The sequence below is a fragment of the Hymenobacter arcticus genome (assembly GCF_054779975.1).
This window is the reverse complement of record NZ_BAAGXF010000001.1, coordinates 543,856-567,892: the sequence shown is the minus strand read 5'-3', so window position 1 is coordinate 567,892 and position 24,037 is coordinate 543,856. Positions and strand designations below refer to the sequence as shown.

Sequence of the window (24,037 nt, the reverse complement as noted above, 5' to 3'; positions counted from 1 at the left end):
GCACCATGGCCCCGCAACCCACTCGCCGCACGGCGCTCAAAAACATGCTGGCCGGCACGGCCGCGGCCGGCGCAGCGGGAGCGCTAAGTGCGTTTGCCCCAGCTGAATACCCTTTGACGACGGAAGGATTGAAAAACAATATCAAGCAGTCCGTGTGCCGCTGGTGCTTTGGTGACCTGCCACTTGACCAGCTTTGTGCCGCCGCCAAGGGCATGGGCATCCAGGGCATCGACCTGGTGGGCCCGGCCGACTGGCCCACGCTGAAAAAGCACGGTCTCGACTCGCCGATGTGCAATGGCGCGGAGCTGAACCTCACCGACGGCTTCAACGACCCGAAGTATCACGCGGCGCTGCAAAAGCGGTATGCTGAGATGATTCCGCTGGTGGCCAAGGCGGGGTATAAAAACCTGATTTGCTTTAGCGGCAGCCGCCGGGGTATGAGCGACGAAACCGGCATTGCTAACTGCGTGCAGGGCTTTGCGCCATTGCTCAAGCTGGCCGCCCAGCATAACGTGGTGCTGGTGATGGAGCTGCTCAATAGCAAAATCGACCACCACGACTACATGTGCGACCGCAGCGCCTGGGGCGTGGCCCTGGCCAAGCGCCTGGGTTCTGAGAACTTCAAGCTGCTGTTCGACATCTACCATATGCAGATTGACGAAGGTGACATCATCCGCACCATCACCGACCACCACGCCTACTTTGCGCACTACCACACGGCGGGCGTGCCCGGCCGCCACGAGCTAGACGACTCGCAAGAGCTTAACTATCCGGCGATTATGCGCGCCATTAAGGCCACGGGCTTCAAGGGCTTTGTGGCCCAGGAGTTTATGCCCGCGCAGGCCGACAAGCTGGCTTCGCTGCGCAAGGCGGTGCTCCTGTGCGACGTGTAGGGGTAACTGCTTACGCGCTGGCATATGTCATGCAGACCGCAGGGAAGCATCTCGCTCACATCGTTGAATGGTCGCGGGGTTAGTGCCCCGGACGAGATGCTTCCCTGCGGTCAGCATGACGTTCTAAATTACATCAAAAGTTTACCAAACTCATGACACAACGCCGGGATTTTCTAAAGCAAGTGGGCGTACTATCCGCCGTGTCGCTGGCCGCGCCGGGGCTGCTGCTGGCCGCGCCGGCCGCGCCCAAAGTGGGCTTGCAGCTGTATAGCCTGCGCGACTACATCGGTAAAGATGTAAAGGGCACGTTGGCCAAAGTGGCCAAGGCGGGCTACCAGGCCGTAGAAACCTACGGCTACAGCCGCGACAAGCACTTCTGGGGGCTCACGGCCCCGGAGTTTAAGGCGGCGCTGGCGGCCAATGGCCTCACCACCACCAGCGGCCACTACGATATGGGCGCGTTTATGAGTACGGGCAATGAGGACGACCTCAACGCCTACATTCAGGCGGCCAAGGCCAGCGGGCAAACCTATGTCATTGTGCCGTATCTGGATGAGAAGGTGCGCACGTCAGTGGCTGATTTTAAGGCCATTGCTACGAAGCTTAACAAGGCTGGCGCACTGTGCAAGTCGGCCGGCCTGCGGCTGGGCTACCACAACCACGACTTCGAGTTTAAGTCCCTGGACGGCACCATGTTATACGACGTGATGCTGAAGGAAACCGACCAGGCGCTGGTTGATTTTGAGATGGATATCTACTGGGTGGTGCGGGCCGGCCAAGACCCCATCAAGCTGATGCAGGCGCACCCCAAGCGCTTCCCGCTCTGGCACGTGAAGGATATGGACAAGGCCAAGCCGGAGCTAAATACCGAGGTAGGCGCGGGGTCAATTGACTTTAAAAAGATTTTTGCCCACGCCACCGTGGCCGGGCTCAAGCACCCGTTTGTGGAGCAGGAAAACTTCGGCATGGACGCCTACCAAAGCATTGCGCAGAGCGCGGCGTACATCAAGAAGAGCCTGTTGCCCGCCCTCAAATAACTTCTTTCTAAACCCACCCCTTTCGCGCATGAATATTCGCCTGGCGGCAACCGCCCTTTTGGCCCTCGGTGCGGGGGTCGCCCACGCTCAGCAAGCTGGTAAGCCCGAGGACACAGAAGTGTGGGAGCCCGTGCCCAAAGTGGTGACGCCCGGCAAAACGACCGGCGACGCCCCCAACGACGCCATTGTGCTGTTCGACGGTAAAAACCTCGACCAGTGGACTTCGACCGACGACCACAACGTGGCCGCGCCGTGGCCGGTATCGGCCGGCATGTTCACGGTGAAAAAGGGCACCGGCAACATCGAAACCAAGCGTTCCTTCACCAACTACCAACTGCACCTGGAGTGGCGCGTGCCAGCCAACATCACCGGTACCGGCCAGGCGCGGGGCAATAGTGGCCTGTTTCTGGCTTCGCTGGGCAAGGGCGACCTCGGCTACGAGCTGCAAATGCTGGATTCGTACAATAACAAAACGTACGTGAACGGCATGGCCGGCAGCATTTACAAGCAGCTGATACCCTTGGCCAACCCCACCCGCCCGCCCGGCGAGTGGCAGGTATACGACATTGTGTGGACGGCCCCCACCTTCGCCGCCGGCGGCACCATGGCCACGCCCGCCCGCGTGACGGTGCTGCTCAACGGCGTGCTGGTGCAAAACAACGTGACCCTGAAAGGCCCCACCCAGTACATTGGCCCGCCCAGCTACCAGGCCCACGGCGCCGCCCCCATCAAGCTGCAAGCCCACGGCGACAAGAGCGAGCCGCTTAGCTTCCGCAACATCTGGATACGGGAGTTACCGGCGGTTAAGTAGTTGCCTGGTAAGATGTTATAACTGAAAAGAACGTCATGCTGAGCTTGTCGAAGCATCTCTACCACGCCGCTTAGGTTACTAATCCTTCGGCGTGGTAGAGATGCTTCGACAAGCTCAGCATGACGTTCTTTTTGCAGTTGTATTTACGCTAAGAGCGTTACCTACACCAGATTCTTCTTGATGTAGCTGATGCTCTGCGTGATGCTGTCAAAGGGCGAGCCGGGCGTGGTATCCTGCTCTACGAAGAAATAATCGAGGCCGGCCTCGTTGGCATGGGCAAAGATTTTCTTGAAGTCGATGCTGCCGTTGCCCACTTCGGTGAAGGCGCGCTGCGGCGTGCGGTCCATGTCCTTGACGTGCCAGAGCGGGAAACGGCCGGGGTGTTGCTTGAACAGCGTCAGTGGGTCATGGCCCGCCTTGTTTACCCAGTACAGGTCCAATTCCATCTTTACCAGGTTCTTATCGGTGCTGGTGAGTAGCAGGTCGTAGGGCAGCTTGCTATCCTGGGCGATAAATTCGAAGTCGTGGTTGTGGTAGCAGAGCTGGATGCCATTCTTTTTACAGCGTTCGCCGGCCTTGTTGAGCTGCTCGGCCACGTACTTGTAGTGGTCCAGGGGGCCGCGCTCGGAGTCGAGCAAGTAAGCGCACACCATGTATTTGACGCCGGCCGCAGCTGCGTCGTCCACGGCGCGGTCCCAGTCGTGCAGCATGGTGCCCTGCGTGGGAGCGCCGTTCATTTGGGCCTCGCCCAGCAAATAGTGGCTGCTGGGCATGATGAGGCCGTTTTGCTTGAGCAGCGCGGCGAAGGCCTGGGGCGTCATGCCGTAGAATTTCTGGCTGCCGGTGTAGGTGGCGCCTTCTACTGAGTTGAAGCCAATTTTGGCTAGGCGGGCCAGCGTGCCGGCGGGGTCCTTGGCCATGGCGTCGCGCACAGTGTAGAGCTGCAAACCAATGTAGCGCTTATTGTAGGCGGCAAACACGGATGGCGACACCAGCAAGCCGGCGGAAAGCAGCGCGGCGGAGGTCAGAAAATTGCGACGGGAAGTCATGGGTACAGCGTAAATGGGTGGGTGGAAAGGAAGCGCGCCGGGCAGGCGGCCAAAATGGTAAAGCAAGATAAAGCCGCCGCGCAATCTTGGCAGTATGCTGGTGCTAAGCAGCGTTAATTCAGTTAATTACTAGCTTAGGAATTAGGCAAAACGCCGGTCATTGCGCGCGCAACGCAGGGGAGCGCGGCAATCTTTCCTTCACGTCAGGAGTACTAACCCACTGAAGCGACCGACAAGGAAAGATTGCCGCGCTCCCCTGCGTTGCGCGCGCAATGACAGCCGTTTTGCACATGGGTGGCAGCTATTACCTGAGCAGCTTACTACACTTAAGATAAAAGAAAATTTGGTGCCAAAGTGCCTGCCGCTCGGGTAATACTGCTTATTCCTCGCTTTCCAGCGAATGCACGTCGAGCAGCAGGGCCGCGCCGCGGTCGGGGCGGTGCTGCTTGGCGTACTCGGAAGGGGCCAGGCCGTAGATTTTCTGGAACGTTTTGCGGAAGTATTTCACGTTTTCGACACCCACCTGGCTGGCGATTTCGGTGATGCGCAACTGGCTGTGGGTGAGGAGCTGAGCCGCGCGCTTCATGCGCACGTCGCGGATAAACTCGACCGTGGTTTGCCCCGTGATGCTTTTGATGCGGCGGTAGAGTACCGACTGGCTCAAGCACAAGTCGCTGGCCAGCACCAGCACCCCGAAGGCGGGGTCGTCGAGGTGCTGCTCCACGGCGCGCATGGCCTGCTCCAGGAAAGCGCGGTCGGCGTCGGCGATGACGATTTCGGTAGGTTCGAGCAGAATCTGACGCTGATAGAACTCGCGCATTTTCAGGCGGTTGCGTAGTAGCGTGGCGGCCTTGGCTTGCAGCACCAGGGGGTTGAAAGGCTTGCTCACGTAGTCGTCGGCCCCGGTTTCGAGGCCCGCTACTTCGTGCAGCGCGGCGGTGCGGGCCGTGAGTAGCAGCACCGGGATGTGGGCCGTTTTGGGGTGCTGCCGGATGCGCTGGCACAGCTCCAGGCCATCGCTGCGGGGCATCATCACGTCGCTCACCACCAGGTCGGGGCTGCGGGCCAGCACCTGTTCCCAGCCCTCCAGGCCATCGGCAGCGACCAGCACCTCGTAGTCGGCGCTGAAAAGCTGCTGTAAGTACTGGCGCACCTCGTCATTGTCTTCCACCACCAGTAGGCGCGGGCGGGTGGGCAGCGGCTCGGGGGGGAGGGCCAGCTCGATGGGGTCAAACTCGGGCGTATTATCCAGTGAGTCAAGTAGTTCGGCTTCGGTCAGGATATCGGCTGGGTGCAGGTGTGCCTGGCCAAACGGCAGCCGCAGCCGAAACGCCGTGCCCGTGCCCACCGTGCTTTCGACCGCAATGGTGCCCGCGTGGCGCTCGGCAAACTGCTTGACCAGCGAGAGCCCGATGCCGGTGCCCGTCATGCGCAGCGTGTCGGTGTGCGAGGCCTGGTAGTAGGGGTCAAAAATGCGCGCCAGCTCCGCGGCCTTAATGCCCGCGCCCGAATCCAGCACGCTTATTTCCAGGTAATTACCCGTTAGCTCGCCCTGCTGAAATACGGCCTCGCCGCCGGGGCTGCCTACCACGGTGGCCGCCAGCTCGATGTGCCCGCCCTCGGGCGTGTACTTGAACGCATTGGCTATCAGGTTGGTGAGGATGATTTCGAGCTTGCTGCGGTCGAAGTACAGCGGCACGGCCTCGGCGGGTACGTCGAGGGTGTAGGTGAGGCGGCGCTCGGCGGCTTTTTGCTCAAAAACCCGGAAAATATCGGTCAGAAACGGTACCGCGTTGCCGTAACTGGCGCGCAGCGGCACGTTGCCGCTTTCCACTTTGCGGAAGTCCAGCAGCTGGTTTACTAGGTCCAGCAGCTTGCGGGTTTGCTTGTGCATGAGCTGCACCTTGTCGCGCAGGTTGCTCACGGGGCCGGGCGCGCCGATTATCTCCTCCATCGGCCCGAGTATCAGCGTGAGTGGCGTACGCAGTTCGTGGCTCACGTTGGTGAAAAAGCCCAGCTTGAGGTTGGTCAGCTCCTTCTCTTTTTCGGCCTGAAACTGCTCCAAGGCCAGCTTGTTGCGCAGCTCCTGCTGGGTCATTTCGAAGCGCCGGTACAAGGCGATAACTCCCAGCAAGGCAAGTGCATAGAGCAGGTAGGCCCAGCCGGTTTTGTACCACGGGGCCAGCACCTCAAACTGCATGGTGGCGGGCTGCCGCGCCCAGGCGCCCTCGCCGTTGTCGGCCTTTACCTCCAGGGTGTAGCGGCCGGGCGGCAGGTTGGCGAAGCTGGCTGTGCGCTGGCCGGGGCCGGGGTACACCCAGTCCTGGTTGTAGCCGCGGAGGCGGTAGGCGTAGTGGTTTTTCTGCGGATTGGTGTAGTTGAGAGCCACAAACTCCACCGAAAAGTCGTTCTCGGCGGCCTTGATGGTCAGCACCTGCGGCTCCGAAAAGGCCTTGGCCAGCAGCACGCGGCCGTTGAATACCGCGCCTACGCCCACCGGCCGGTTCATCACGCGCAGCCCCGTCAACTGCACCACGGGCGGCGTAGGATTGGCCTGAATAGCAGCCGGTTGGAAGTAGTTGATGCCGTTGATACCCCCAAAATAGAGCGTGCCATCCTGGGCCCGTGCGGCCGCCCCAATCTTGAAGGCGTTGCTCTGCAGGCCATCGGCCACGTCGTAGCGCAGGTACTGGCGGGTGCGCGGCGTGAAGCGGTAGAGGCCGGTGCCGCCAATCCAGAGGTTGCCGTTGTCGTCGGGCAGTAGGCTCTCTACATCGCTCTCCGGCAAGTACTTAGCGAATGACTGCACGGTTTCGCGGCCCTGCGCGTCGGTGCGCAGCTGGTGCAGCCCCCCGCCGATGGTGCCCATCCAGAGGGTGCCCTGGCGGTCGAGCAGCAGCGGCCACACGTAGTTGACACCCAGGCTGTTGGCCCGGCCCGACGCGTACTGATACTGCCGCAGCAAGGTGAGCGAGTCGGGGGTGGGGCGCAACTTAAGCAGGCCCGCGTTGCGGGTGCTGGCCCACAGCACGTGCCGCGCCGGGTCGTAGAGCAGGTACGTGAACTGGTTGGTAGGTAGGTGTTTATGCGCTACGTCGTAGGTGCCCCGGTACTGCCCGCCGGGCCCGAAGCGCAGTATTCCCGCCGAAAACGTGGCCACCCACAGCGTGCCCGCGTCATCCTGGGCTAGGTGTTCGATGCTGGTGCTGGTGAGGTCGAAGCCGGTGGGCAGGCGGGGGTAGCGCGTCAGCTTTTCGCGCTCCCCGGCGCGCGTCAGCGACAGCAGCCCGCTGCTGCGGGTGCCAAACCACAGAGTGCCATCGGCGGCCTTAAAAATGGTGGACACGTCCACGCCCCGTGTGGCGTCTTCCTGCTGGTTGAAATAGTTGCGGTAGGTGTGCCGGGCCAGGTCGTAGGCAGCCACGCCGTTGCGCGTGCCGAACCACAACGTATTGGTAGCCTCCTCTTTATAGATGGTGTTGATGTAGTTGTTCGACAGCGTGAGCTGGCCCACCAGCTGCCGGCGCAGCCGCCCAAAGGCCCGCTGGCGCAGGTATACCTTGTTGAGGCCGCCGGCCGAGGCGCACAGCCAGATGGTTTGGTTGCGGTCCTCAAAAATCTGGTGCACGCGCTCCGAGTTGATGCTAAACGGCTCGCCATCCTGAGGCAATAACAGGGTGGGCGGACCGGCTTGCAGCGGTAGCGCGCCGCCGGCCGGCACGGCAGCCTCCCACACGTAGAGGCCGTAGAGCGTGCCCACCCACAGGCGGCCCGCCGAGTCGAGGTGCAGCGCCTGAATCTTGGGAAACTGCTGGGGGAGGGGGTGGGCGGCCAGCTCGCGACCGGTGCGGCGGTTGGCGGCCGGCACCCAGTACAGCTGCCGCTCGGTACCCACCCACAAGTCGCCCCGGTGGTCGAGGGCCAGGCTGCTGATGTGCTTGTCGGCGAAGGACATAGTCTCCACGGCCCAGGCCGGGTCGGCGGCCCGCACCACGGCCAGGCCGGCATCGGCGGTGCCCACCCACACGTTACGCTCGGCATCAATGGCCAGGCCCGTCACGTGCAGGAGGCTGGGCCGGCCCGCCGCGGTAGGGGGCAGCTGGCGCAGGGCCAGCACCCGGCCTTGGGCACTGAAAGTGAGCACAAAAATGCCCTGCTGGGCGGTGCCCACCCACAGATGGCGCTGGGTATCGAGGGTCAGCACGGTCACGTCGCTCTCGCTGAGCAGGCGGGCGGCGGGCTGGTCGGTGGGTAGTACGGCGTGCTCATCGAAGTGCAAAAAGGCGTCGTGGGTAGCATCGTAGTAGCTGAGGCCGGCGCGCTCAGCCCCCACCCACAGCCGCTCGTCGGGGCCCACCAGCAGGGCCGTTATCCGGTTGCTGGACAGGCCATTGCGGGGATTAATGGCCAGCATGTAGGGCTTGAGGCCGTAGCCGTCGTAGCGGTTGAGGCCGCGGTTGGTGCCAATCCAGATGAAGCCCGCCCGGTCTTGGGCCACGGCCATGGCGTCGCTGTGGCTCAGGCCCTGGTCCACGGTGATGTGCTCAAACCGGAACTCGCTCGGGGTGGCATCCTGCGCCTGGGCGGCCACTGCCCGCAGCCCCGCCAGCATCATACAAAACCACCGAAAAACCACACGCACCTTCATGCCCAAAAGTAGTCAGCCGTTGGCTAAAGGGTGGGGCGGGCGGTGGTGGGGCGCTGGCGTGAGGGCCGCTAGGTTCTATTGCTCATCGCCCTCCGTGGGCGCCTCACCCCCCAGCCCCCTATCCCAAGAGGAGGGGGGGGATAGCTCTAGACTTCGGTTTTTTTAAAAACTAAAACTTAGTCCCCTCTCCTTTTCGGAGAGGAGGCTAGGAAGTGAGGCGCTTGCGGAGGACGACTAGTGGCATAATTCGATGGCTCCGTGGGTCGCAGGCCTGACGGGTTAAAAAGGCCATTTCAAGCGATTTGACGTGCATTTTGACGAGAAAGCACCCCTTGGCCGGCCACCGGCCCCGTTAATTTTGTAACCTAAATCAAGCCGTTGCCTGCCTTTCGTAGCGGGGCGTCTCCTTCCACGCGCCGTTGCCCGGCACCTCCCACCCACCTTGCCCATGCGAAACTTCTGCCTCTCCGGGTACCTGCCCCCGCTGCTCCTGGCCGCCACCCTGGCGGGTAGCCTCACTGGCACCGCCGCCCCCGCGCCCAAGCCGGCCCCGCGCCGGGCCGCCGGCCGGCCGCCGGCCAAGCGCCTGCCGGCCCCCGCGCCGCGCCACACCTTTATCTTGGGTAAAGACCAGTTTTTGCTCGATGGCAAGCCGCTGCAAATGATTTCGGGCGAGCTGCACTACCCCCGCATTCCGCGCGAAGCCTGGCGGCAGCGCCTCAAAATGGCCAAGGCCATGGGCCTGAACACGATAGGTACCTACGTGTTCTGGAACGTGCACGAGCCCCAGCCGGGCCAGTACGACTTTACGGGCAACAATGACGTAGCCGCCTTCGTGAAGATGGCCCAGGAGGAAGGCCTCTGGGTGATACTGCGCCCCAGCCCCTACGTGTGCGCCGAGTGGGAATTTGGCGGCTATCCCTACTGGCTCCAGAACGTGCCCGGCCTGAAGGTGCGCAGCCAGGAGCCCCAGTACGTGGCCGCCTACACCCGCTACCTGCAAGCCGTGGGCAAGCAGCTGGCCCCGCTGCAAGTAGGCAAGGGTGGGCCCGTGCTCATGGTGCAGGTCGAGAATGAGTACGGCTCGTATGGTACTGATAAAGAATATCTTGCGCTGAATAAAAAGCTATTCGAGCAAGCCGGTTTCGATGGCATGCTCTACACCTGCGACCCGGTGCGCGACGTGGCCGCCGGCCACCTGCCCGGCCTGCTGCCCGCCGTGAATGGTACCGACAACCCGCGCCAAATCAGGCAGTTGGTGAACACCAACCACGGCGGCCAAGGGCCCTACTACGTGGCCGAGTGGTACCCGGCGTGGTTTGACTGGTGGGGCACGCCGCACCACACGGTGCCCGCCGCCAAGTACGCCGCGCCCCTCGACTCGGTGCTGCGGGCCGGCATGAGCATCAACATGTACATGTTTCATGGTGGCACCACGCGGGCCTTTATGAACGGGGCCAACTTCAAGGGCGACACCAGCCACTACGAGCCCCAGGTGAGCAGCTACGACTACGATGCGCCCCTCGACGAGGCTGGCAATGCCACGGCCAAGTTCCGCGCCTTCCGCGACGTTATTGCCAAGTACCGGCCCGCTGGCCCGCCGCTGCCGCCCGTGCCCGCCGCCAAGCCCAGCGTGGCCCTGCCGGCCATGCAGCTCACCCAAAGCACCGGCCTGCTCGACCGCCTGCCCGCCCCCGTGGCCAGCCAAAAGCCGCTCACGTTCGAAAACCTCAAGCAGGCCTACGGCTTCGTGCTCTACCGCACCACGGTGCCGGGAGGTGGTAGTAAAATGCTGAAAATAAAGGACTTGCGTGACTATGCCGTGGTTATGGTCAATGGCAAGCGCGTGGGTACCCTCGACCGCCGCGAGCGCCAGGATAGCCTCCTCGTGGCGCTACCTACGGGCCCGGTGCAACTCGATATTTTGGTGGAGAACCTGGGCCGCGTCAACTTCGGCGAATACCTGTTGCAGAATACCAAGGGCATCACCAAGAGCGTGGCGCTGGGCGGCAAGGAACTCACTGGCTGGCAGCAGTTTGGCCTGCCCTTCGACCAGGCCCCGGCCGTGGCCAGTGCCAGCGCCAAGACCTTGGCGGCGGGCAGCGGTCCGGCCCTGCGCGCTACCACCTTCACCGTGGCCACGCCCCAGGACACCTACCTCGACATGCGCCAGTGGGGCAAGGGCGTGGTGTGGGTCAACGGCCACAACCTGGGCCGCTACTGGGCCATCGGCCCGCAGCAGACGCTGTACGTGCCAGCCGAGTGGCTCAAGAAAGGACCCAATACCATTACGGTTTTGGAGCTGCTCAAGCCCCAGCAAAGCACGCTTACTACCCTCGACCACCCCATCCTGAGCGAGTTGCGCCCCGGTGGAGCCATGTAGGGTGCATTTGGGTTGGGGGCTTTCATTATCTTATTGAAAGCCAATTGGTTATTTGGTTATTTGTGAGCGAGTACCCACTCAAAAATGCCCCCTGTTGACTGGTTTTGACCCCCATTTTGCCCGAAATGGGGGTCCTGTCGCCTGGCTTTGGCCAGTACTTTTACATCACTTCCGATGGGCCCCGCTGGGGTTGCTTGAGGCTGGCCCGCGGTGGCCGGCTCCCGTACTGATTTCACTTTTTCCCACCCAGGCAGGCTTCGGCTTGCCGCCTATTTTCTTGCTGATGCAGGCAAAATCTATACTCCTTTGCGGAGCCTTGCTGCCCCTGGCAGTGGCCGCCGCTCCTTTGGTTACGGAGGCTAGCCCCCTGACCCAGCCTACTGCTACCCGGCGGGCGGCCCTGGCCGATACCCCCGTGTCGGGCACCGTGCTCGACGAAAAAGGCGCGGGCCTACCCGGCGTTACCATCGTTCTAAAGGGCACCACCATCGGCGCTACTACCGACGGCGACGGGCGTTTCTCGCTGCGCATTCCGGAGGGCACGGCCGGCGCTACGCTGGTGGTTTCCTCGGTGGGCTACAACCGCCAGGAGGTGGCCGTGGGCCAGCAAACTACCCTCACCGTGAAGCTGACCGTGGCCGCCCAGGCCCTCGACGAAGCGGTGGTAATCGGCTACGGCTCGCAGGAAAAGCGCACCGTGACTAACGCCGTAACCACCGTGCAGGGCGCCGAATTGGCCAAGCTGACGGTGAGCGACGTGGGCTCGGCGCTGCAAGGCAAAGCCGCCGGCGTAACGGTGGTGGGCGCCGGCTCGGAGCCGGGCAGCCAGCCCCAGATTCTCATTCGCGGCATCTCGACCATCAACGGCAACAGCCCGCTCTACGTGGTGGATGGCCTGCCGGTGAACGATATCAACTACCTCAACCCCAAGGATGTAGCTGCCCTCACGGTGCTCAAGGATGCGGCTTCGGCCGCCATCTACGGCTCGCGGGCGGCCAACGGCGTGGTACTGATTACGACCAAGGCGGGCTCGGTGAGCGCGCCCGTTATCACGGTAGATGCCACCTACGGCGTGTCGAACCCCACGCGGGTGCCCAACATGGCCTCGGCCAGCGAGTATGCCCGCATCATGAACCTGGCGGCTACCAACTCGGGCCGCCCAGCCGTGTACTCCAACCCCGACCAGTTCACCCAAACCACCAACTGGTGGGACCAGATAAAGCAGCGCGGCATCACCCAGAACTACTCGCTGGGTTTGTCAGGCGGCAGCGATAAGGTGGTGTATTCCACGGGCTTAAGCTACTTTAAGGAGCGCGGCCTGGTGCGCGGCACCGACTTCGACCGCCTCTCGCTGCGCGTGAAAACGCAGTACCAGGCCGCTACCCACCTCAAGGTGGGGCAGGACCTGAACATCTCGATGACCAACCAGCACTACCTCAACAGCGGGAGCCTGTTTCGGGATGCGTTCAACGACGACCCCATCACCTCGCCCCGCGTGGCGGGCACCTCGGGCAACCCCTACGACTACTACGGCGCATCGCCCACCGACATCGGTAACCCGCTGGCTTTGGTGGAGCGCAACGACGACCGGCGCAATCAGTACTTTCTGGTGGGCACGGTGTACGCCAACTACGAGTTTATCCCCGGTCTGATTGCCGAAACGCGTTTCGGCACCAACACCAATTTTTACGAGCGCAACGCGTTTTCGCCCTTCTACACCATCGACGCCAACGAGCGCAACCAGGTGAACACGGTGGAGCGCGAGCACAACCTGAACATCTACTGGAACAACACCAACACGCTGACCTACACCAAGTCGCTGGGTGACCACAACTTCACAGCCCTGGCCGCCGCCACGTTCGAGAAGTTCAACTACCGCAACGAGTACGCCTCGGGCCAGGCCATTCCGAGCAACGACCCCAGCCTGCGCCAGCTCGACGCGGCCACGGCCAACTACAACGCCCGCGGCAACAACAACACGAATACCATTGCCTCGCTCATCGGGCGCGTCACCTACGACTACAAAGGGCGCTACCTGCTGTCGGCCAGCGTGCGCCGCGATGGGTCGTCGGTGTTTCCGACCAACAACCGCTTCGGTACGTTCCCGTCGCTGTCGGCGGGCTGGCTCATCACGGACGAGGACTTCATGAAGTCGTTTGAGACCATGAACTTCCTGAAGCTGCGCGCCAGCTGGGGCCGCGTGGGCAACCAGAACATCAGCAACCTCACCAACGCCGCCTACACCGGCACCTTTGCCAAGACGTACTACGTGACCGGCGACGACCGCACGCAGCAAGTAGCTGTTATTCAAAGCAATGTGCCGAACCCCAACGTGAAGTGGGAGACGGTGGAAGACTACGACCTGGGCCTCGACTTCGGCTTTTTCAGCAATAAGCTGACGGCCACCTTCGACGTGTTTCGGCGCAACACCACCGACATGCTGATGTTTCAGGCCCTGCCCGGCCACGCCGGCTACGGCTACAACAGCCCGGTAACCAACATTGGCAGCATGAAAACCAACGGCCTCGACTTCACCGTGGGCTACTCGGAGGCCAAAGGCCCCTTCACCTACGGCCTGAGCGTGAACGCCACCCGCGCCGTGAGCAAAATCGACAAGCTGGCCAACGGCCAGGCACTGTACTCGGGCAACACGCCGATTTTCGGCCGGCCTTCCAAAACCGAAGAGGGCGGCTACGTGGGTGCTTTCTACGGCTACCAAACGGCCGGTATCTTTCAGAACCAGGGCGAGGTAGACGCCTACGTAGCGGCCAATGGCACGCGCATTCAGCCCACGGCGGTGGCCGGCGACTTCAAGTTTGCTGACCTCAACAACGACGGCGTGATTGACGCCAAGGACCAGCAGTTTATCGGCAACCCCACACCGGCCATGACCTTCGGTGTGAACCTGAACCTGGGCTACCAGGGCTTCGACCTGCAAGCCTCACTCATCGGCAGCCTCGGCAACGACGTGGTGAACGCCAACAAGGGCTGGTGGTACTCGGGCAGCTACAACTACAACAAGATAGCCGGCCTCGAAAACCTGGCCTGGCACGGCGAAGGCACCTCCAACTCGGTGCCCCGCATCACGGCCAACGATAACAACCAGAATCTCACGCGCTTCTCCAATTTTTACGTGGAAGACGGCTCCTACGCCCGCCTGCGCAACCTGCAGCTCGGCTACACCTTCCGCAAGGAAATGGTGAGCGCCCTGCGCATGGCCAGCCTGCGCCTCTACGTGAGCGGCCAGAACCTGTTCACCTTCACCAAGTACAGCGGCCTCGACCCCGAAATCGGCTACGGCCGCTCGTACACCGACACCTCCTCGGCCCTGAACCGGGGCGTGGACCTGGGCAACTACCCCACCAGCCGCACCTACCTGGTGGGCGCCAACATCGCGTTCTAATCCCTTCCCACCCGCTATTGTCATGAAAAATTTCAACCGCACGTTTATCCTGGCGCTGGGCTTGGGCCTGAGCCTGGCCGCGCAGTCGTGCAAAACCTTCCTCGACGTATCGCCCCAGGGCCAGCAAACCACTGATAACTACTACACTACCGCCGACGAGTGCAAGGCGGCCGTGATGGGCTGCTATGCCCTCTCGGACCAGGACGACTGGTGGAAAATTGACCGCAGCCGGATGTTTGGCGATGCCGGCTCGGACGACGCCTGGAAGGGCAACGCCATTGCCGGCGACCAGCGCGAGTTTGGCGACTTCGCCCGCTTCTTCTGGCTGCCGAACAACGAGTGGTTTGATAATCGCTATACCTTTCTGTACCAAGCTATTGGCAACTGCAACGCGGGCCTGGTGGGCATTGGCAAAGCGCCCATCGACGACGCGCTGAAGCAGCAGCTCTTGGGTGAGTTGAAGTTCATTCGGGCCTACAACTACTTCGAGCTGGTGAAGGGCTACGGCGGCGTGCCGCTGGTGCTCACGCCGGTGTCGCCGGCCGAGTCCATCGCCATTCCGCGCGCCACGGCCGCCGAGTGTTACGCCCAGATTGTGAAGGACTTGCAGGAGGCCGCCGCCGTGCTGCCCGAGAAAAACGCCCGCGCCAGCGCCGACAAAGGCCGCGCCACCAAGGGCGCCGCCAACGGCTACCTGGCCAAGGCCTACCTCTTCACCGAGCAGTGGGCCCTGGCCCAGCAGGCCGCCGAAACGGTTATCAACTCCACCCAGTACAACCTGAACGACGAGTTTAGCCGCGTCTGGAATGTGAACAACCCCAACGGCAACGAGTCCATTTTTGAGCTCAACTACAACGCCAACCAGACCTTCAACCTCGGCACCTACCTCACGGTGGTCATGCGCAGCCGCGCCGACGGTGGCTGGGGCTTCAACACGCCCAGCAGCAACCTGGAGCGGGCATTTGGCACCGACCCGCGCCGGCAGTGGACCATCATCAAGCAGGGCGATAACGTGGGGCCCAAAACGGCGAACTTCGACTACTCGAACTACGATACCAAGGTGTCGGAAAATGAGTCGGGCCGCATTAGCCGCAAGATGTTCCTGCCCCTGGCCGACCGCCCCGCCAACGAAGGCAACCACGCGCCCCTCAACCGCATCGAGCTGCGCTACGCCGACCTGCTGCTCATGCACGCCGAAGCCTCCAACAAGCTAGGTCAAGATGGTAAAGCATTGACTTCGTTGAACTTAGTGCGCGCCCGCGCCAACCGCCTGAGCCCCGGCACGGTGCTGCCCCGCACCTCGGGTGGCGCGCAGCTGCTCACCGATATCTGGCTGGAGCGCCGCCTGGAGCTGGCCATGGAAGGCCACCGCTACTACGACCTCGTGCGCCAGAAGCGTCTGGTGGAGGTAATTACGGCCTTCAACGCCGCCCAGCGCACCAGCACCGACCCCTACGACAAAGGCAAGCTGAAGGACCAGATTTCGGCCACCAACAACCTGTTCCCGATTCCAACGCCCCAGATTCAGCTCTCGGGTGGCACTGTAACGCAAAACCCGGGGTACTAACCTACGCTGCTCTTTTCCCAAGGCCCCGCCCGGTTGCCTGCCCGCGGGCGGCTCGGCGGGGCCTTTTTTATAGCCGCATTTGCCTATGAAACACGTAAGAAAAACTGCCAGCGGCTGGGCTTTGGCCGCCGCCCTACTGGCCGCCGGCCCTGCCCGCAGTCAGCCAGCCCCCGCACCGACCGCGCCCCACACGGTGCGCATCGACGCCACCCACACCTACCAGACCATCACCAACTTCGCCGCCTCCGATGCCTGGGCCGGGCAGTTTGTGGGCACCTGGCCGGCAGCCAAAAAGGAGGCCATCGCCGACTTGCTGTTTAGCACCGCGGCCGGCCCCGGCGGTCAGCCCAAGGGCATTGGCCTTTCCATGTGGCGTGTGAACCTGGGGGCCGGCAGCGCCGAGCAGGGCGAGGCCAGCGGCATCAAGGACGAGTGGCGGCGGGCCGAGTCGTTTCTGACCCCGGCCGGCACCTACGACTGGAACCGCCTGGCCGGCCAGCGCTGGTTTATGGAAGCGGCTAAAAAGCGCGGCGTGAAGCAGTTTCTGGCTTTCTTGAACAGCCCGCCTGTATCGCTCACGCGCAACGGCAAGGCCTACGCCACCGCCAAGCAGCCCAATCTGGCCCCCGATAAGTTTGGGGCTCTGGCCGACTACTGCGCCCGCATCACGGAGGGCGTGCGCCAGAAAACCGGCATCACCTTCGCCTACTTCAGCCCCGTGAACGAGCCGCAGTGGGACTGGAGCGACGGCGGCCAGGAAGGCACGCCTTTTCTAAACGAGGAGATTGCGGACCTCAGCAAAGCCCTGAGCAAGAGCCTGGTAGCCGCCAAGCTACCCACCCAGATTCTGGTGGCTGAGGCCGGCAAGCTCGACTACCTGTTTACCACCGCCGACAAGCCGGGGCGCGGCGACCAAATCGGCGCATTTTTCGGCGATAAGGCCCTGCCGACCTACCTCGGCGGCACGCCCCGCGTGGCACCCGTTATGGCCGGGCACAGCTACTTCACCACCTCGCCCTACCCGCAGGCCGTGGCCACGCGCCAGCAGCTGGCCGCTCGCGTGGCCGCCGTGCCTAAGCTTACCTATTGGCAGTCAGAGTATTGTATATTGGGTGATAACGCGGGCGAAATCAACGGCGGGCCGCGCGACCTGGGCATGGTCCCGGCCCTATACCTGGCCCGCGCCATCCACGCCGACCTGGCCGTGGCCAACGCCGCCGCCTGGCAGTGGTGGCTGGCCATCTCGCCCTACGACTACAAAGACGGCCTGGTGTACATCGACAAAAACAAGACCGATGGCCAGTACTACCCCAGCAAAATGCTGTGGGCGCTGGGCAACTACAGCCGCTTTGTGCGGCCCGGCGCGGTGCGCCTCGCTGCCCAGCTCGACGGCCCCGTGGCCAGCCCCGGCACCCCGCTGGTATCGGCCTACCGCAGCGCCGATGGCAAGCAGCTGATAACGGTAATCGTGAACGACACTGATGCACCCGCCGACCTGCGCCTGGCGCTGGCTGGCCGCCAGCTGGGCGCCGGCCAGCCCTTCACCACCTCGGCCACCGGCGACTTGCAGCCCGGCCCGGCTGTGGCGGCGGGCGGTATGCTGCGCGTGGCCCCGCGCGCCATCACCACGCTGGTGAGCGAGTTGCGCTAGCGGCTTCTGGCTTTTTTAACCATTTCCTTTTCCCACCCTATGCGTACTAACTATCAGGTAGTGTTGGCGTTGGCGAGCGGGCTTGTGCTGGGCAACCGGCCCGCGCTGGCCCAGCAACCGATGCCCCCGGTCAGCCGAAAAAACGTGCCGCTGGATTCCATCAGGCTGAGTGACCCGTTTATCCTGGCCGATGCGCGCACCCACACCTACTACCTGACTGGCACCGGCGGGCTGCTGTGGCAGAGCAAGGACCTGAGGCGTTGGGACGGCCCCACCCAGGTGGCCCAGCCCGACCCCACCTCCTGGATGGGCCCGAAGCCCATGATTTGGGCCGCCGAAATCCACGCCTACCGCGGCAAGTATTACTACTTCGCCACTTTCACCAACCGCGCCCTCAAACTAGAAAACGGGTTGGGTAGCCCGCTGGAGCGCCGGGCCGTCCACGTGCTGGTGAGCGACCGGCCCGCCGGGCCCTACCGGCCCATGCGCGACGAAACCTACCTGCCGGCCAACAAATCGACGCTCGACGGCACCTTTTGGGTGGATAAGGACCAGAAGCCTTACCTGGTATACTGCCACGAATGGGTGCAGAACCAGAACGGCACCGTGGAGAAAATCGCCCTCAAGCCCGACCTGAGCGGCACCTTGGGTCCCGGCCAAGTGCTGTTTCGCGCCAGCGACTCGCCCTGGAGCCGCGAAAACCCCCGCACCGCCCCGGCAAGCCCCAACAAAGTAACCGACGGCCCCTGGGTGTTTCGCACCCAAACCGGGCGGCTGGGCATGCTCTGGACCAGCTGGATATACGACGTGTACACCCAAGGGGTGGCCTACTCGGCCAGCGGCACCCTCGCCGGCCCCTGGCAGCAGGAACCCGCCCCCATCACGCCGCCCAACTACGGCCACGGCATGCTGTTCCGCACCTTCGAGGGCAAAGACCTGCTGGTGCTGCACAGCCACCTGGATGTCAAGGGCGACTACCACCGCGTGCCGCGCTTATTTGAGGCCGACTTATCGGGCGATAAGCTGATGATTGGTAATCCTTGTCGCCCATAAAAATTTGACTATGAAATACTTAATGCCTAAGCGCTTCGCGCTGCTGAGCGCCGTTTGCTGGCTGCTCGTGTTGCTGCCGGCCCAGGCCCAGCGCCAGCAGCAACTGTTCAACGCCGACTGGAAATTCCACCGCGGCGATGCGCCCGGCGCTCAGCAGCCCCAGGCCGACGACCGCGCCTGGCGGGCCGTGCAGCTGCCCCACGACTGGAGCATCGAGGGCCCCTTCAGCGAGGAGTGGGCCAGCGCCACGGGCTACCTGCCGGGCGGCGTGGGCTGGTACCGCAAGGCGTTTGCGCTGCCCGCCGGCTACCAGGGTAAAAAAGTATTCGTGTACTTCGACGGGGTATATAAAAACAGTGAGGTGTGGCTCAACGGTCATTTTTTAGGCAAGCGGCCCAGCGGGTTCGCCTCGTTTCAGTACGAGCTAACGCCTTACCTGAAAGCCACTGGCCCCAACGTGCTGGCCGTGAAAGTAGACCATAGTGTGGTGGCCGATTCGCGCTGGTACACGGGCTCGGGCATCTACCGCAACGTGTATTTGCTGGCCACCGCGCCGGTGCACGTCCAGCAGTGGGGCGTGGGCTTTACCACGCCGCAGGTGTCAGCCAGCGCCGCCACTGGCAAGGTGGCCGTGGCCCTCACCAACGCCTCGGCCACGGCGGCGGCCGTGACCGTCACAAGCACACTGCTCGATGCGAAAGGCCAGGCCGTAGCTACGGCGCAGAGGGTGCTGACCATCAAGCCAAAAGCCAACGGCACGGCTAGCCTCACGCTACCAATCAAAAACCCCGCCCTGTGGTCGGCCGACCAGCCCAACCTGTACCAGCTGCGCGTGCGCCTGGCCGTGCAGGGCCAGCCGGTAGATGAGGTGACCGAAGAAGTGGGCGTGCGCACCATCCGGTTCGATGCCAACCAAGGCTTCTTCCTCAACGAGCAGCCCACCAAGCTCCGGGGCGTCTGCATTCACGACGATGCCGGCGCGCTCGGCGTGGCCGTGCCGCCCGAAGTATGGGAGCGCCGCCTGCGCGCCCTCAAAGCCGTGGGCTGCAACTCGCTGCGCATGAGCCACAACCCGCACGCCGACTACCTCTACCGCCTCTGCGACCAGCTGGGCTTTTTGGTGATGGACGAGGCCTTCGACGAGTGGGAGCGGGGCAAAAACAAGTGGGTGGCCGGCTGGAACGTGGGCACCCCCAGCCAAAACGGTTCGCACGAATACTTCAAAGAGTGGGGCGACCGCGACCTGCGCGACATGGTGCGCCGCAACCGCAACCGCCCCAGCATTATTATGTGGAGCGTTGGTAATGAGATAGATTACCCCAACGACCCCTACACCCACGAGGTGCTCAACACCGGCCGCAACCCCCAGATTTATGGCAAAGGCTACCTGCCCAACCACCCGCCCGCCAGCGAAATGGGCCCGCTGGCCAAGCGCCTGGTGGCCGTGGTGAAGCAGGCCGACGCCTCGCGCCCCGTGACGGCGGCGCTGGCCGGCGTGGTCATGTCGAACTTCACCGACTACCCCGCCGCGCTCGATTTGGTGGGCTACAACTACCAGGAATTTCGCTACCCCGACGACCACAAGCAGTACCCGCAGCGCATCATCTACGGCAGTGAAAACGGCATGGCCCCCGCCGCCTGGGCTGCCGTGGACAGCAATGCCTACGTATCGGCCCAGTACCTCTGGACTGGCATCGACTACCTGGGCGAGGCCGGCAAGTGGCCCCAGCGCAGCAACGGCGCGGGCCTGCTCGACCTGGCCGGCTTCCCCAAGCCCGAATACTACTTCCGCCAAAGCCTGTGGACGAGCGCGCCCATGCTCTACCTCGCCGCCGCCGAGGCCCCCGCTGCGGGCGCCCCGGCCGGCCGCCGCCCCCGCGGCACCGCCACCTGGAACTGGCCCGCCGCCAGCCAGGTGCATGTGGTAGCCTACACCACCAACGAGGCCACCGAGCTGCTGCTCAATGGCCAGAGCCTGGGCCGTAAAACTGGCCGCCTGCCCACCTGGGATGTGCCCTACGCCGCCGGCGAGCTGCGCGCCCGCGGCTATCGCAACAATCAGGTAGTAAGCGAAGTAATATTGAAAACCGCCGGCCCGCCCGCCGCCCTGCAACTAAAGCCCGACCGCACCAGCCTATCGGCCAAAGCGCAGGGCCTCGCCCAAATCGAAGTGCAGGTGGTAGACCAGGCCGGCAACCCCGTGCCCGACGCGGCCACCGAAATAACCGTTACGCTCACCGGCCCGGCCCGCCTGCTGGGCATCGAGAGCGGCGACCTGGCCAGCCACGAAACCTATGCCGCTCCCCGGCACAAGGCCCACCAGGGCCGCCTGCTGGTATATGTGCAAGCCACGGGCGCGGGGGCTATCGGCGTGGCGCTGGCCGCGCCGGGGCTGGCCGGGCAGGCAGTGGCCCTGCGGGCCGAGTAGTTATCGCTCTCCGCGTTCACCCCACCCCCTAGCCCCCTCCCCTTCGGGAGAGGGGGAACTAGCACTAGTTCTAGTTTTAGAAACTACGGCTAAAAACTAGTTCCCCCTCTCCCGGAGGGGAGGGGGCTAGGGGGTGGGGTGAACCACGGAGGGCGCTAACTAAAACTTGTCATCGTTCACTTCCAGCCAGAAATTATCGGGGTCTTGGAAGTATACCTGCTTGATGCCGTCGGGGCGCACGGTGGTCAGCTTTTGCTCGCCCTGCCAGGTGCCGTAGCGCACGTGCGCCTGGTCGAGGCGCGCCATAAAGGCCTTGAGGTCGTTGACGCGGAAGGCCAGGTGCGAGTTGATGTCGTGCGGCTCCACCTTGGCCGCGCCCTGAATGACGTGCAGCTGGCTGTGCGCCCCGGTGCGAAACCAGATGTGTTTGCCATCCTTAAATGGCTCCGGAATTTCGGTCAGGTTCATCACCTCGCGGTAAAACGCCGCGCTCTTGGCCAGGTCGTGCACGTAGAGCGCCGTGTGGTTGACGGCCACCGGCACCTCCTGCGCCGCCGCGCGCGAAGCCAGGCCGGGGGCTGCCAGCAAGCTGCCCAGCAAGATAAACCGGTTTGCTTTTAAGAAATTGATACGCATGGTGTTGGGTGGGATGGTAGGGGCATCGTGCCGAGCAGCACTGCCTTGGCAAGATACGCCGCGGCCCAATAGCCCGCCACCACGCCCGGCCGAAGCCAAACCGCCTGCCCCTGCCTGCGCCGCCAAGCCCCGCCCGGCAACCTAACTTGCAGCGGGGCCGCCCACGCCACAAAACCAGGGCAAACGGTCCCGTAGCTGATGCACAAACTTACTACGCTCCTGTTGTTGCTGGCCGCCGGCCAGGCCAGCGCCCAGGCTTTTACCCCCGCCGAGGTGGCCAGCTGGCAGCAGCAGGCCCGGCGCGTCACTATCACCCGCGATACCTGGGGCGTGCCCCACATCACGGGCAAAACGGATGCCGACGCCGTGTTTGGCTTGCTCTACTCGCAGTGCGAGGACGACTTTGCGCGGGTCGAGGACAACTACCTCACCGCCCTGGGCCGGCAGGCCGAGGTGCGGGGCGAGGCCGCCCTCTACGAGGATTTGCGCCAGCGGCTGTTCCTGGATTCGACGCGGGCGGTGGGTATTTACAACCGGAGCCCGCGCTGGATGAAGGACTTGCTGCATGCCTTCGCCGACGGCACCAACTACTACCTGGCCACCCACCCGGCGGTGCGCCCCCGGCTGCTGCACCGCTTCCAGCCCTGGATGCCACTGCTCTTCAGCGAGGGCAGCATCGGTGGCAACGTGAGCGTGGTGCCCCTGGAGCGCCTCAAGGCGTTTTATAGCCAACAAAAAGGCACGTCATACCAAGCGCCAAAAGCGGAAACGCGCTTGGCCTTTGAGCAAGCCGACGACGAGCCAACTGGCTCCAATGGCTTCGCCATTGCGCCCGGCAAAAGCGCCAGCGGCCACCCGTTGCTGCTCATCAACCCGCACACCTCGTTCTATTTCCGCTCGGAGGTGCAGATGACCAGCGCCGCCGGCCTCAACGCCTACGGGGCCGTTACGTGGGGGCAATTCTTTATCTACCAGGGCTTTAATGAGAAGTGCGGTTGGATGCACACCTCCAGCCAGGCCGACTCGATGGACGAGTACCTCGAAACGGTGAGCGAGCAGGCCGGCAAGTTTACGTACCAGTACGATGGTAAACAATTGCCCGTGCTAACTGATACATTGTCATTAGTTTATGTAAAGGATGGCCAGCGGCAACGCCGGCGCTTCACCACCTACCGCACGCCCCACGGCCCGGTGGTGGGCAAGGTAGGAGAGAAGTGGCTGACCGTGAAGATGATGGACACGTCCCTCGAAGCCCTGGAGCAGAGCTACCTGCGCACCAAAGCCCACGACTACGCCAGCTTCCAAAAGGTGATGCGCCTGAACGGCAACGCCTCCAACAACACGGTGTTCGCTGATAACCAGGGCACTATCGCCTACTGGCACGGCAACTTTATGCCCCGCCGCCCCGCCGGCTACGACTTCAGCCAGCCCGTGGACGGCAGCCTCAAAGCCACCGAGTGGCAGGGCCTGCACAAAGTAGAGGAGCTGGTGCAGGTGCGCAACCCCGCCAGCGGCTTCATCCAAAACTGCAACTCGACGCCCTTCACCGTAGCCGGCCCCGCCGGCAGCCCCGCCAAAGCGCAGTACCCCAGCTATATGGCCCCCGACGCCGAAAACTACCGGGGCCTCAACGCGGTGCGTGTGCTGAGCCGCAAAAAAGCGTTTACCCTCGATACCCTCATTGCCGCCGCCAACGACCCGCACTTGGCGGGCTTCGAAAAGCTGCTGCCCTCGCTGCTGCGCGATAGCCAGCTGCTACTCGACGCGGCCGGCGGCACTTTGCCCGATGGTGTAGAGGCCGCCCTACCCGTGCTGCGCGCCTGGAACCTGAACTACAGCCAAACCAGCACCGCCCAAACGCTGGCCATCTACTGGGCCGAGCGTCTGCAACGGCTGGCCCGGCCCCGCGTGCCGGTCGGCCAAGCCACCGACTATATCAGCTTTACCAACTTCGTCATCGAGCACATCACGCCCGAGGAAAAAGCCCAGGCGCTGAGCGAAACCATCGCCGAGCTCACCCGCGACTTTGGCAAGTGGCAGGTGCCATGGGGCGAGGTGAACCGCTACCAGCGCCTCACCGGTAAGATTGACGAGACGTTTGACGACCAGCAGCCGAGCCGGCCGGTGGCCTTCACCTCGTCGGCCTGGGGTTCGCTGGCCGCCTTTGGGGCGCACACCTACCCCGGCACCAAAAAGCGCTACGGCGGCGTGGGCAACAGCTTCGTGGCAGTGGTGGAGTTTGGCCCCCGCGTGGTGGCCCGCTCCGTGGTAACCGGCGGCCAGGCCAGCCGCCCCACCGACAAGCACTTCACCGACCAGGCCCCGCTCTACTGCGAAGGCCAGTTCAAAGACGTGTGGTTTTACCCCGAGGATGTGGCCAAGCACGTCGAGCGCCAGTACCGGCCTGGCGAGTAGGGGCGCAGTGAGTTTAACGAGTTTCGTATGACCAGCTTACCCCCGGCTTGATAAGCGCCCGGT

13 protein-coding genes are annotated in these 24,037 nt (G+C 63.4%); 10 read left to right on the top strand and 3 right to left on the bottom strand.

Annotation, left to right across the window (positions count from 1 at the left end; translation table 11 throughout):
- The first annotated feature begins 5 nt into the window (after positions 1-5).
- The 3 genes from ACYVGC_RS02560 (at position 6) to ACYVGC_RS02550 (ending at position 2,741) form a co-directional block, all read left to right on the top strand.
- Positions 6-893 carry a hydroxypyruvate isomerase family protein gene (locus ACYVGC_RS02560; protein ID WP_460582209.1) on the top strand — a complete coding sequence of 296 codons (888 nt, stop codon included), beginning with the start codon at positions 6-8 and terminating at the stop codon, positions 891-893.
- Positions 894-1,045: 152 nt separating this feature from the next.
- Positions 1,046-1,930 carry a sugar phosphate isomerase/epimerase family protein gene (locus ACYVGC_RS02555; protein WP_460582208.1) on the top strand — a complete coding sequence of 295 codons (885 nt, stop codon included), beginning with the start codon at positions 1,046-1,048 and terminating at the stop codon, positions 1,928-1,930.
- Positions 1,931-1,958: 28 nt separating this feature from the next.
- Positions 1,959-2,741, top strand: a complete 783-nt coding sequence (locus ACYVGC_RS02550) for a 3-keto-disaccharide hydrolase (RefSeq protein WP_460582207.1) — start codon at positions 1,959-1,961, stop codon at positions 2,739-2,741.
- Between the two features lie 161 nt (positions 2,742-2,902).
- Here ACYVGC_RS02550 and ACYVGC_RS02545 read toward each other — a convergent pair whose 3' ends face one another.
- Together ACYVGC_RS02545 and ACYVGC_RS02540 are read right to left on the bottom strand one after the other, a co-directional pair.
- A complete protein-coding gene (locus tag ACYVGC_RS02545; protein WP_460582206.1) occupies positions 2,903-3,790 on the bottom strand; it encodes a sugar phosphate isomerase/epimerase family protein in 888 nt (295 codons plus the stop codon).
- A 379-nt stretch (positions 3,791-4,169) separates the two neighbouring features.
- Entirely contained in the window at positions 4,170-8,438 is a 4,269-nt protein-coding gene (locus tag ACYVGC_RS02540; protein ID WP_460582205.1) for a hybrid sensor histidine kinase/response regulator transcription factor, read from the bottom strand.
- A 448-nt stretch (positions 8,439-8,886) separates the two neighbouring features.
- Between ACYVGC_RS02540 and ACYVGC_RS02535 the strand changes: the two genes are divergently transcribed.
- The 6 genes from ACYVGC_RS02535 to ACYVGC_RS02510 all read left to right on the top strand — a co-directional run bounded on the left by ACYVGC_RS02535 (position 8,887) and on the right by ACYVGC_RS02510 (position 20,923).
- Positions 8,887-10,821 (top strand): glycoside hydrolase family 35 protein, encoded by a 1,935-nt coding sequence (locus ACYVGC_RS02535; RefSeq protein WP_460582204.1) that lies wholly within the window; start codon positions 8,887-8,889, stop codon positions 10,819-10,821.
- A gap of 316 nt (positions 10,822-11,137) precedes the next feature.
- The gene (locus ACYVGC_RS02530; RefSeq protein WP_460582203.1) at positions 11,138-14,224 is read left to right on the top strand and encodes a SusC/RagA family TonB-linked outer membrane protein; all 3,087 of its coding nucleotides are present in this window, start codon (positions 11,138-11,140) and stop codon (positions 14,222-14,224) included.
- Positions 14,225-14,246: 22 nt separating this feature from the next.
- A complete protein-coding gene (locus ACYVGC_RS02525) occupies positions 14,247-15,791 on the top strand; it encodes a RagB/SusD family nutrient uptake outer membrane protein (protein WP_460582202.1) in 1,545 nt (514 codons plus the stop codon).
- Between the two features lie 85 nt (positions 15,792-15,876).
- Entirely contained in the window at positions 15,877-17,442 is a 1,566-nt protein-coding gene (locus tag ACYVGC_RS02520; protein WP_460582201.1) for a glycoside hydrolase, read from the top strand.
- A gap of 39 nt (positions 17,443-17,481) precedes the next feature.
- Entirely contained in the window at positions 17,482-18,495 is a 1,014-nt protein-coding gene (locus tag ACYVGC_RS02515) for a glycoside hydrolase family 43 protein (RefSeq protein WP_460582200.1), read from the top strand.
- A gap of 10 nt (positions 18,496-18,505) precedes the next feature.
- Positions 18,506-20,923, top strand: a complete 2,418-nt coding sequence (locus ACYVGC_RS02510; protein WP_460582199.1) for a sugar-binding domain-containing protein — start codon at positions 18,506-18,508, stop codon at positions 20,921-20,923.
- 159 nt (positions 20,924-21,082) lie between these two features.
- Here ACYVGC_RS02510 and ACYVGC_RS02505 read toward each other — a convergent pair whose 3' ends face one another.
- Positions 21,083-21,559 (bottom strand): VOC family protein, encoded by a 477-nt coding sequence (locus ACYVGC_RS02505; protein WP_460582198.1) that lies wholly within the window; start codon positions 21,557-21,559, stop codon positions 21,083-21,085.
- Positions 21,560-21,757: 198 nt separating this feature from the next.
- On the opposite strand from ACYVGC_RS02505, the gene ACYVGC_RS02500 reads away from it, so the two are divergent.
- Positions 21,758-23,974: a penicillin acylase family protein gene (locus ACYVGC_RS02500; RefSeq protein WP_460582197.1), complete on the top strand. Its 2,217-nt coding sequence runs from the start codon at positions 21,758-21,760 to the stop codon at positions 23,972-23,974.
- The last annotated feature ends 63 nt before the right edge of the window (positions 23,975-24,037 follow it).